Raw genomic sequence first — 10,264 nt, forward strand, 5'->3', positions numbered from 1 at the left:
GGAACAGCCAAAATGACCGAACTTAAAAACGATCGTTATCTGCGGGCGCTGTTGCGCCAGCCCGTTGATGTCACTCCAGTATGGATGATGCGCCAGGCGGGCCGCTATCTACCGGAATACAAAGCCACCCGCGCCCAGGCGGGCGATTTTATGTCGCTTTGCAAAAACGCCGAGCTGGCGTGCGAAGTGACTTTGCAACCGCTGCGTCGCTATCCGCTGGATGCGGCGATCCTCTTTTCCGATATCCTCACCGTTCCGGACGCGATGGGGTTAGGGCTCTATTTTGAAGCCGGAGAAGGTCCGCGTTTTACCTCGCCAGTCACCTGCAAAGCTGACGTCGATAAACTGCCAATACCGGACCCGGAAGATGAGCTGGGTTACGTGATGAACGCGGTGCGTACCATTCGCCGCGAACTGAAAGGCGAAGTGCCGCTGATTGGTTTTTCCGGCAGTCCGTGGACGCTGGCGACCTACATGGTGGAAGGCGGCAGCAGCAAAGCGTTCACCGTGATCAAAAAAATGATGTATGCCGAGCCGCAGGCGCTGCACGCGCTACTCGATAAACTGGCGAAAAGCGTCACTCTGTATCTGAACGCGCAGATTAAAGCCGGTGCTCAGGCAGTGATGATTTTCGACACCTGGGGCGGCGTGCTTACCGGGCGCGATTATCAACAGTTCTCGCTTTATTACATGCATAAAATAGTTGATGGCTTACTGCGTGAGAACGACGGTCGCCGCGTGCCGGTGACGCTGTTTACCAAAGGCGGCGGACAGTGGCTGGAAGCTATGGCGGAAACCGGCTGTGATGCGCTGGGCCTCGACTGGACAACGGACATTGCCGATGCGCGCCGCCGCGTGGGTGATAAAGTCGCGCTGCAGGGCAATATGGACCCATCGATGCTGTATGCACCGCCTGCCCGCATTGAAGAAGAAGTGGCGTCTATACTTGCTGGTTTCGGTCACGGTGAAGGCCACGTCTTTAACCTCGGCCATGGCATTCATCAGGATGTGCCGCCAGAACATGCTGGCGTGTTTGTGGAGGCAGTGCATCGCCTGTCTGCGCCTTATCATCAGTAAGGAGTGGTTATGGATCTCGCGTCATTACGCGCTCAACAAATCGAACTGGCTTCTTCTGTGATCCGCGAGGATCGACTCGATAAAGATCCGCCGGATCTGATCGCCGGAGCCGATGTCGGGTTTGAGCAGGGCGGAGAAGTGACGCGAGCGGCGATGGTACTGCTGAAATACCCCACTCTAGAGCTGGTGGAGTATAAAGTGGCCCGCATCGCCACCACCATGCCTTATATTCCTGGTTTTCTCTCCTTCCGTGAATATCCTGCGCTGCTGGCAGCGTGGGAGATGCTGTCGCAAAAACCGGATTTAGTGTTTGTCGATGGTCATGGGATCTCGCATCCGCGCCGTCTTGGTGTCGCCAGCCATTTTGGTTTGCTGGTGGATGTGCCAACTATTGGCGTGGCGAAAAAACGGCTATGCGGTAAATTCGAACCGCTCTCCAGCGAGCCGGGCGCGCTGGCCCCGCTGATGGATAAAGGCGAGCAGCTGGCCTGGGTCTGGCGCAGCAAAGCGCGCTGTAACCCGCTATTTATCGCGACCGGCCATCGGGTCAGCGTGGATAGTGCGCTGGCGTGGGTACAACGCTGCATGAAAGGCTATCGTCTGCCGGAGCCAACGCGCTGGGCGGACGCGGTGGCCTCGGAACGTCCGGCATTCGTGCGCTATACAGCAAATCAGCCCTAATTCAGGTAAACTGCGGATAATTTCCGTATTTGAGAACTCAACATGTTACAAAACCCGATTCATCTGCGTCTGGAACGCCTGGAAAGCTGGCAGCACGTCACTTTCATGGCTTGTCTGTGCGAACGCATGTACCCCAATTACGCTATGTTCTGCCAGCAAACCGGTTTTGCCGATGGGCAAATTTACCGCCGCATTCTCGATCTCATCTGGGAAACGCTGACGGTCAAAGACGCAAAAGTGAATTTCGACAGCCAACTGGAGAAATTTGAAGAGGCGATTCCTTCAGCGGACGATTTCGATCTGTACGGTGTTTATCCGGCAATCGATGCCTGCGTGGCATTAAGTGAACTGGTCCATTCGCGTTTAAGTGGCGAAACGCTCGAACACGCGGTGGAAGTGAGTAAGACCTCTATCACTACCGTTGCGATGCTGGAAATGACTCAGGCTGGTCGCGAAATGAGCGATGAAGAGCTCAAAGAAAACCCAGCAGTAGAGCAAGAATGGGACATTCAGTGGGAAATATTCCGACTTTTAGCCGAGTGCGAAGAACGCGACATCGAGCTGATAAAAGGGCTTAGGGCAGACCTGCGTGAGGCGGGCGAGAGCAATATTGGTATAATTTTTCAGCAATAAGACCAGAAAACGTGATTTAACGCCTGATTTGTCATACCTGGAGTCTTCCCTTTCGCCCCCCGTCTGGTCTACATTTGGGGGGCGAAAAAAAGTGGCTATCGGTGCGTGTATGCAGGAGAGTGCTATTCTGGCATTTCCGTCGCACTCGATGCTTAGCAAGCGATAAACACATTGTAAGGATAACTTATGAACAAGACTCAACTGATTGATGTAATTGCAGAGAAAGCAGAACTGTCCAAAACCCAGGCTAAAGCTGCTCTGGAGTCCACTCTGGCTGCAATTACTGAGTCTCTGAAAGAAGGCGATGCTGTACAACTGGTTGGTTTCGGAACCTTCAAAGTGAACCACCGCGCTGAGCGTACTGGCCGCAACCCGCAGACCGGTAAAGAAATCAAAATCGCCGCTGCGAACGTACCGGCATTTGTTTCTGGCAAGGCACTGAAAGACGCAGTTAAGTAAGATTGCGTGGCAGTGAACAGTTTTAACGAAGGGGTGGTTTCACCCCTTTTGTCTTTCTGGCGTCGTTCATTGATGCTGGCAGGTGCGCTGTTTCTCACTGCCTGTAGCCACAACTCTTCACTTCCTCCCTTTACCGCCAGTGGATTTGCTGAAGACCAGGGCGCGGTACGTATCTGGCGAAAAGACAGCGGCGATAATGTGCATCTGCTTGCCGTATTTAGCCCGTGGCGCAATGGCGATACCACGACGCGAGAGTATCGCTGGCAGGGCGATAACCTCACGCTTATCAATATCAATGTTTATAGCAAACCTCCGGTGAACATTCGTGCGCGTTTTGACGATCGCGGCGATCTGAGCTTTATGCAACGTGAGTTTGACGGGGAAAAGCAGCAGCTTTCTAACGACCAAATCGATTTATATCGCTACCGTGCCGACCAAATCCGCCAGATTAGCGATGCCTTACGTCAGGGGAGAGTCGTGTTGCGTCAGGGACGCTGGCATGCGATGGAGCAAACTGTAACTACCTGCGAAGGGCAAACCATTAAACCTGATTTAGATTCGCAGGCGATAGCGCATATCGAGCGCCGCCAGAGCCGCTCTTCTGTTGATGTCAGCGTGGCATGGCTGGAAGCGCCCGAAGGTTCTCAATTACTGTTAGTGGCAAACTCTGATTTCTGTCGCTGGCAACCTAACGAGAAAACGTTCTGATTTACCAGTGGCCCATATCCATATGACCGCCACCATCGCAACCACCGTAGCCCATTCCGGCTCCGCGTGGAATACCCGCTTCAGCCATCGCAATATCCCGTTTCACTCGTAGCCCATCTAACGACTGACGCAAAGTTTCCATCTCTTTGGCGACCGCGTTAATTTTGCTGCTATCCGGTGGGTTAGCGGCTAACAGGGCGTTGTATTCATAACGCTTCGTCACCAGTTGCTGTTGCAGTGCGCTGCTTTGAGCGTAAAAGTCATTATGAATTTTTTGCCAGGCAGTTTGTTGTTCGCTGGTCAAAGGCGCTGCATTTTGCTGCCACATACCGTGTCCGCCGTGGGCAAATGCCGATCCCATCGCCATTGCTGAAAGCGCCACCATCATCAGGGCAATCTTCGTGTTCCGTTTCATGGTTAATCCTCCAGTGGTTGTCTTACTTTGGGTATTGCATCTTTCGTGCCAACGATGAAACGCTGATGTGACGGGCAAACAGGCGTGATAAGCGAGTAAAAATGACTCGCTTGCAGTGGGTAGCGAGTCATTTTTACTCATTGAAACTCAAGCGTTTGTGTTACAGCGCAGGGTAGCCGTTGATAAAATCTGGCATGATTTCTGCTGTTAAAAAGGGATGAACAGGCAAAGAAGAAGATGCGTTTTATGCAACGTTCTAAAGATTCCTTAGCCAAATGGTTAAGCGCGATCCTCCCCGTTGTCATTGTTGGGCTGGTGGGATTGTTTGCGGCGACGGTGATTCGCGATTATGGGCGGGCAAGCGAGGCCGACCGCCAGGCATTACTGGAAAAAGGTAATGTGCTTATTCGCGCTCTGGAGTCGGGAAGTCGCGTAGGGATGGGTATGCGAATGCACCATGTGCAGCAACAGGCGCTTCTGGAAGAGATGGCAAGCCAGCCAGGGGTGTTGTGGTTTGCTGTCACTAATGCACAGGGCATCATTATTCTTCATAGCGACCCCGAAATGGTTGGGCGTGTGCTCTATTCTCCTGATGAAATGCAGAAGTTAAAGCCGGAGGAGAACTCCCGCTGGCGACTGCTTGAGAAAACAGAAACTGTGCCTGCGCTTGAGGTCTATCGTTTGTTCCAGCCAATGTCAGCCCCCTGGCGGCATGGTATGCACAATATGCCGCGCTGTAACGGCGAAGCTGCGCCACAGGTAGATGCACATCAGGTCATTTTTATCGCCGTTGATGCCAGTGATTTGGTCGCAACCCAGATTGGGGAGAAGCGCAATACCCTGATTATTCTCTTCGCGCTGGCGGCGGTATTGCTGGCAAGCGTGTTGTCATTCTTCTGGTATCGCCGATATCTGCGCTCGCGCCAGCTGTTGCAGGATGAAATGAAGCGCAAAGAGAAGCTGGTGGCACTGGGGCATCTGGCGGCAGGCGTCGCCCACGAAATCCGTAACCCGCTTTCCTCGATTAAAGGGCTGGCGAAATATTTTGCCGAACGCGTGCCAGAGGGCGGGGAAGCGCATCAACTGGCGCAGGTAATGGCGAAAGAGTCCGACCGTTTAAACCGCGTGGTAAGTGAGCTGCTGGAACTGGTTAAGCCAACGCATCTGGCTTTGCAGGCGGTGGATTTCAACACTCTGATTAACCACTCATTACAGCTGGTAAGCCAGGATGCAAACAGCCGGGAGATCCAGTTACGCTTTACTGCTAACGACACATTACCGGAAATTCAGGCCGATCCGGACCGACTGACCCAGGTCCTGTTGAATCTCTATCTCAATGCTATTCAGGCGATTGGTCAGCATGGCGTGATTAGCGTGACGGCCAGCGAAAGCGGCGCGGGGGTGACAATCAGCGTCACCGACAGCGGTAAGGGGATTGCAGCGGATCAGCTTGAAGCCATTTTTACCCCTTATTTCACCACGAAGGCCGACGGCACCGGGCTGGGGCTGGCGGTCGTGCATAATATTGTTGAACAACACGGTGGTACAATTCAGGTCGCAAGCCAGGAGGGGAAAGGTGCAACGTTCACCCTCTGGCTTCCGGTCAATATTACGCGTAAGGACCCACAAGGATGACGCACGATAATATCGATATTCTGGTGGTGGATGATGACATTAGCCACTGCACTATCTTGCAGGCATTGCTGCGCGGCTGGGGCTATAACGTCGCGCTGGCGAACAGCGGGCAACAGGCGCTGGCGCAGATGCGGGAAAAGGTTTTTGATCTTGTGCTTTGCGATGTGCGAATGGCGGAGATGGACGGCATTGCCACGCTCAAAGAGATCAAAGCGTTAAATCCGGCGATTCCGGTACTGATTATGACCGCTTACTCCAGCGTCGAGACGGCGGTAGAGGCGTTGAAAACCGGGGCGCTGGATTATCTCATCAAGCCGCTGGATTTCGATAACCTGCAGGTGACGCTGGAAAAGGCGCTCGCGCATACTCACAGTGTCGACGCTGAAACGCCTGCGGTGTCTGCCAGTCAGTTCGGGATGGTCGGTAAAAGCCCGGCGATGCAACACCTGCTCAGTGAAATCGCCCTCGTCGCGCCATCGGAAGCCACGGTGCTGATCCACGGCGATTCTGGCACCGGTAAAGAGCTGGTCGCCAGAGCGATTCACGCCAGTAGCGCACGTAGTGAAAAACCGCTGGTAACGCTCAACTGCGCGGCACTCAACGAATCCTTACTGGAATCCGAATTGTTCGGTCATGAGAAAGGGGCGTTTACAGGAGCCGACAAACGGCGGGAAGGGCGCTTTGTTGAGGCAGATGGCGGCACACTGTTTCTCGATGAAATTGGTGATATCTCGCCGATGATGCAGGTTCGTCTGCTGCGTGCGATTCAGGAGCGCGAAGTGCAGCGTGTCGGCAGCAACCAGACTATCTCGGTTGATGTCCGACTGATTGCGGCGACCCATCGCGATCTTGCCGCAGAGGTAAATGCCGGGCGTTTTCGCCAGGATCTCTACTATCGCCTGAACGTGGTGGCGATTGAAGTGCCGTCGCTGCGTCAGCGGCGGGAAGATATTCCTCTGTTGGCTAACCATTTTCTTCAGGGGTTTGCCGAACGCAATCGCAAGGCGGTAAAAGGCTTCACGCCCCAGGCGATGGATCTGCTGATTCACTACGACTGGCCGGGAAATATTCGTGAACTGGAAAACGCGGTGGAAAGGGCGGTGGTGTTGCTGACCGGGGAATATATTTCCGAACGCGAGCTGCCGCTGGCGATTGCTGGCACGCCGATCCCGCTGGCGCAAAGTCAGGATATTCAGCCGCTGGTGGAGGTCGAAAAAGAAGTGATTCTGGCGGCGCTGGAGAAAACGGGCGGTAACAAAACCGAAGCCGCCCGTCAGTTAGGGATCACGCGTAAAACGCTATTGGCAAAACTGTCGCGTTAGTTCTGCTCGCGTTCGATAGCGCGCCAGCCGATATCTTTCCGGCAGAAGCAGTCGTCCCAGTGGATATCGGTCATTAAGGCATAGGCGCGTTTCTGCGCTTCTGCTACGGTATGACCCAGCGCGGTGACGCACAGTACGCGCCCGCCGCTGGTCACTACCTGCTCGTCATCCGCCAGTTTCGTACCCGCGTGGAACACTTTGCCACCTTCCACTTCTTCCAGCGGCAGGCCGTGGATCACATCGCCGGTGCGGTAATCGCCCGGATATCCACCCGCAGCCATCACCACGCCGAGAGAAGCACGTTCATCCCACTCGGATGTTTTCTCGTCCAGCTTGCCTTCACAGGCAGCCAGGCAGAGCTCAACCAGATCGGACTTCATGCGCAGCATAATCGGCTGGGTTTCCGGATCGCCAAAGCGGCAGTTAAATTCAATAACCTTCGGATTGCCCTGTTTGTCGATCATCAAACCAGCATAGAGAAAACCGGTGTAGGTGTTTCCTTCCGCCGCCATGCCTTTCACGGTTGGCCAGATGATACGTTCCATGGTGCGCTGATGAACTTCATCGGTCACCACTGGCGCAGGAGAGTAAGCGCCCATCCCGCCAGTGTTCGGCCCGGTATCTTTATCGCCTACGCGTTTGTGATCCTGACTGGTGGCCATCGGCAACACATGTTCACCGTCAACCATCACGATAAAGCTCGCTTCTTCGCCGTCGAGGAACTCTTCAATAACAATGCGATGACCCGCGTCGCCAAAGGCGTTGCCCGCCAGCATATCGTGAACGGCGGCTTCGGCTTCTTCCAGCGTCATCGCCACGATTACGCCTTTACCCGCCGCCAGACCGTCTGCCTTGATAACGATCGGCGCACCTTTCTCGCGCAGATACGCCAGCGCAGGCTCAATCTCGGTGAAGTTCTGGTATTCCGCTGTTGGGATGTTGTGGCGTGCCAGGAAATCTTTGGTAAACGCTTTCGACCCTTCCAGTTGCGCGGCACCTGCGGTTGGGCCGAAGATTTTCAGTCCGGCGGCGCGGAAGGTATCGACCACGCCTTTCACCAGCGGCGCTTCCGGGCCGACGATGGTCAGGTCAATCTTCTCATTTTGGGCAAAGTCCAGCAGTGCCGGGATATCGGTTACTCCGATTGCGACGTTTTGCAGTGCAGGCTCCAGTGCAGTGCCTGCGTTACCCGGAGCAACAAAAACAGTTTCAACCAGCGGCGACTGGGCCGCTTTCCAGGCCAGCGCGTGCTCGCGCCCGCCGTTACCAATGACTAATACTTTCATCTGTCGCTCCATTAATGGCGGAAGTGGCGCATATCGGTGAAGAGCATCGCAATACCGTGCTCGTCGGCGGCGGCAATCACTTCGTCATCACGGATAGAACCGCCAGGCTGGATTACACAGGTCACGCCCGCAGCAGCGGCGGCATCAATACCGTCGCGGAATGGGAAGAAGGCATCAGAAGCCATAGAAGAACCTTTCACTTCCAGACCTTCATCGGCGGCTTTAATACCGGCGATTTTCGCGGAGTACACGCGGCTCATCTGGCCCGCGCCAATCCCGATGGTCATATTGTTTTTGGCATAGACAATGGCGTTGGATTTCACGAACTTCGCCACCTTCCAGCAGAACAGTGCATCACGCAGTTCCTGTTCGGTCGGCTGGCGTTTGGTCACGACGCGCAGTTCTTCCGCACCGACCATCCCCAGGTCACGATCCTGAACCAGCAGACCGCCGTTGACGCGTTTGAAATCAAGGCCTGGAACTCGCTCGCCCCACTGACCGCAGGTCAGAACGCGTACGTTCTGTTTGGCGGCGGTGATTTTCAGCGCCTCTTCGCTGGCAGACGGGGCAATGATCACTTCAACAAACTGACGAGAAATGATGGCCTGTGCGGTTTCAGCATCCAGCTCGCGGTTAAAGGCAATAATGCCGCCGAATGCGGAGGTTGGGTCGGTTTTGTACGCGCGGTCGTAAGCGTCAAGAATGGAATTGCCGATAGCCACACCGCAAGGGTTGGCGTGCTTCACAATCACACATGCTGGCTCGGCGAACTCTTTCACGCACTCCAGCGCCGCATCGGTATCGGCGATGTTGTTATAAGAGAGGGCTTTCCCCTGAACCTGGGTTGCGGTGGCAACGGAGGCTTCTTTCACATTCTCTTCTATATAGAAGGCAGCCTGCTGGTGGCTGTTCTCGCCGTAACGCATATCCTGCTTCTTAATGAAGTTCAGGTTCAGCGTACGCGGGAAGCGACCGGCAGCTTCTTTGCTTTCACCGTGATACGCCGGAACCATGCTGCCGAAGTAGTTGGCAATCATGCTGTCATAGGCGGCGGTGTGTTCAAAGGCTTTAATAGCGAGGTCGAAACGCGTATCGAGAGTCAGCGAGCCTTCGTTGGCATCCATCTCTTTAATAATGGCGTCGTAGTCGCTGCTCTTCACGACGATTGCGACATCTTTATGGTTCTTGGCGGCGGAGCGCACCATCGTCGGGCCGCCAATATCGATGTTCTCAACCGCATCTTCAAGCGTGCAGCCTTCACGGGCCACGGTCTGGGCGAACGGATACAGGTTAACGACCACCATATCGATAGGTTGGATCTGATGTTCTTCCATAATGGCATCATCCTGGCCGCGACGGCCCAGAATGCCACCATGAACTTTCGGATGCAGGGTCTTCACGCGTCCATCCATCATCTCCGGGAAACCGGTGTAATCGGAAACTTCGGTTACCGGCAGACCTTTTTCTGCTAACAGACGGGCAGTACCCCCTGTAGACAGCAGCTCCACACCACGTGCGGAAAGTGCCTGGGCGAATTCGACGATACCGGCTTTGTCAGAAACACTGAGCAGAGCGCGGCGGACTGGACGACGTTGTTGCATGGTAAATCCCCTGGATTTGACTATTACAGAGAGCGTTAGCTGAATTTTTCGCGAAAAACTCAGCTAACGCCCCTAACGGGGCATCCTTATTTTTCGCCCGCATTGTAACGAAAACGTTTGCGCAACGCTCGCGAATTTTTCTCTTTCAATGGCGATCACAATTTTGACAGTGGTTACCGTGTGAGAAATACAGAAATTATGCTGATGATTGTGGATAACTCTGTGTGTAAAAAGGTATAAAGCGGGGTTTTGCTGGGGAATGCAGCAGTCAGTCATTTTTTTGCAATTTTTCTATTGCGGCCTCAGGAGAACTCCCTATAATGCGCCTCCATCGACACGGCGGATGTGAATCACTTCACACCAACTAGCCGGTTCGGTTGAAGAGAAAAATCCTGAAATTCAGGGTTGACTCTGAAAGAGGAAAGCGTAATATACGCCACCTCGCGA

General features: G+C 54.3%; 10 protein-coding genes. 7 read left to right on the plus strand and 3 right to left on the minus strand.

Annotated elements, in window-relative coordinates:
* The first annotated feature begins 12 nt into the window (after window positions 1–12).
* The 5 genes from hemE to H9644_RS20720 all read left to right on the plus strand — a co-directional run bounded on the left by hemE (window position 13) and on the right by H9644_RS20720 (window position 3,558).
* Window positions 13–1,077: a uroporphyrinogen decarboxylase gene (gene hemE, locus H9644_RS20700; RefSeq protein WP_064530414.1), complete on the plus strand. Its 1,065-nt coding sequence runs from the start codon at window positions 13–15 to the stop codon at window positions 1,075–1,077.
* Window positions 1,078–1,086: 9 nt separating this feature from the next.
* The gene (gene nfi / locus H9644_RS20705) at window positions 1,087–1,758 is read left to right on the plus strand and encodes a deoxyribonuclease V (protein WP_000362395.1); all 672 of its coding nucleotides are present in this window, start codon (window positions 1,087–1,089) and stop codon (window positions 1,756–1,758) included.
* 42 nt (window positions 1,759–1,800) lie between these two features.
* The gene (locus tag H9644_RS20710) at window positions 1,801–2,391 is read left to right on the plus strand and encodes a YjaG family protein (RefSeq protein ID WP_064530416.1); all 591 of its coding nucleotides are present in this window, start codon (window positions 1,801–1,803) and stop codon (window positions 2,389–2,391) included.
* Window positions 2,392–2,577: 186 nt separating this feature from the next.
* Window positions 2,578–2,850, plus strand: coding sequence for a nucleoid-associated protein HU-alpha (hupA, locus tag H9644_RS20715; RefSeq protein WP_001044513.1), 273 nt, complete (start codon window positions 2,578–2,580; stop codon window positions 2,848–2,850).
* 12 nt (window positions 2,851–2,862) lie between these two features.
* A complete protein-coding gene (locus H9644_RS20720) occupies window positions 2,863–3,558 on the plus strand; it encodes a DUF1481 domain-containing protein (RefSeq protein ID WP_064530422.1) in 696 nt (231 codons plus the stop codon).
* Between the two features lies 1 nt (window position 3,559).
* Here the strand turns inward: H9644_RS20720 and zraP are convergent, their stop codons facing one another.
* A complete protein-coding gene (gene zraP, locus H9644_RS20725; protein WP_191776384.1) occupies window positions 3,560–3,973 on the minus strand; it encodes a zinc resistance sensor/chaperone ZraP in 414 nt (137 codons plus the stop codon).
* 237 nt (window positions 3,974–4,210) lie between these two features.
* On the opposite strand from zraP, the gene zraS reads away from it, so the two are divergent.
* Window positions 4,211–5,608 (plus strand): two-component system sensor histidine kinase ZraS, encoded by a 1,398-nt coding sequence (zraS, locus tag H9644_RS20730; RefSeq protein ID WP_191776387.1) that lies wholly within the window; start codon window positions 4,211–4,213, stop codon window positions 5,606–5,608.
* Window positions 5,605–6,930: a sigma-54-dependent response regulator transcription factor ZraR gene (gene zraR / locus H9644_RS20735; RefSeq protein WP_064530419.1), complete on the plus strand. Its 1,326-nt coding sequence runs from the start codon at window positions 5,605–5,607 to the stop codon at window positions 6,928–6,930. Before zraS ends, zraR begins: the two co-directional genes overlap by 4 nt.
* Here zraR and purD read toward each other — a convergent pair.
* Together purD and purH are read right to left on the minus strand one after the other, a co-directional pair.
* Window positions 6,927–8,216, minus strand: a complete 1,290-nt coding sequence (gene purD / locus H9644_RS20740; protein WP_064530420.1) for a phosphoribosylamine--glycine ligase — start codon at window positions 8,214–8,216, stop codon at window positions 6,927–6,929. The two genes, zraR and purD, sit on opposite strands and share 4 nt — an antisense overlap.
* Before the next feature lie 11 nt (window positions 8,217–8,227).
* On the minus strand, window positions 8,228–9,817 hold the full coding sequence (gene purH / locus H9644_RS20745) for a bifunctional phosphoribosylaminoimidazolecarboxamide formyltransferase/IMP cyclohydrolase (protein WP_064530421.1): 1,590 nt from the start codon (window positions 9,815–9,817) through the stop codon (window positions 8,228–8,230).
* Between the last annotated feature and the right edge of the window lie 447 nt (window positions 9,818–10,264).

Origin of the sequence: Escherichia whittamii, assembly GCF_014836715.1 — a bacterium.
Classification (GTDB): domain Bacteria; phylum Pseudomonadota; class Gammaproteobacteria; order Enterobacterales; family Enterobacteriaceae; genus Escherichia; species Escherichia whittamii.

Bases quoted from the DNA above. Each gene is read 5' to 3' on its own strand.
- zraS (WP_191776387.1), top strand. From the start codon at position 4,211: ATGCGTTTTATGCAACGTTCTAAAGATTCCTTAGCCAAATGGTTAAGC.
- purD (WP_064530420.1), bottom strand. From the start codon at position 8,216: ATGAAAGTATTAGTCATTGGTAACGGCGGGCGCGAGCACGCGCTGGCC.
- purH (WP_064530421.1), bottom strand. From the start codon at position 9,817: ATGCAACAACGTCGTCCAGTCCGCCGCGCTCTGCTCAGTGTTTCTGAC.
- nfi (WP_000362395.1), top strand. From the start codon at position 1,087: ATGGATCTCGCGTCATTACGCGCTCAACAAATCGAACTGGCTTCTTCT.
- H9644_RS20710 (WP_064530416.1), top strand. From the start codon at position 1,801: ATGTTACAAAACCCGATTCATCTGCGTCTGGAACGCCTGGAAAGCTGG.
- hupA (WP_001044513.1), top strand. From the start codon at position 2,578: ATGAACAAGACTCAACTGATTGATGTAATTGCAGAGAAAGCAGAACTG.
- zraP (WP_191776384.1), bottom strand. From the start codon at position 3,973: ATGAAACGGAACACGAAGATTGCCCTGATGATGGTGGCGCTTTCAGCA.
- zraR (WP_064530419.1), top strand. From the start codon at position 5,605: ATGACGCACGATAATATCGATATTCTGGTGGTGGATGATGACATTAGC.
- hemE (WP_064530414.1), top strand. From the start codon at position 13: ATGACCGAACTTAAAAACGATCGTTATCTGCGGGCGCTGTTGCGCCAG.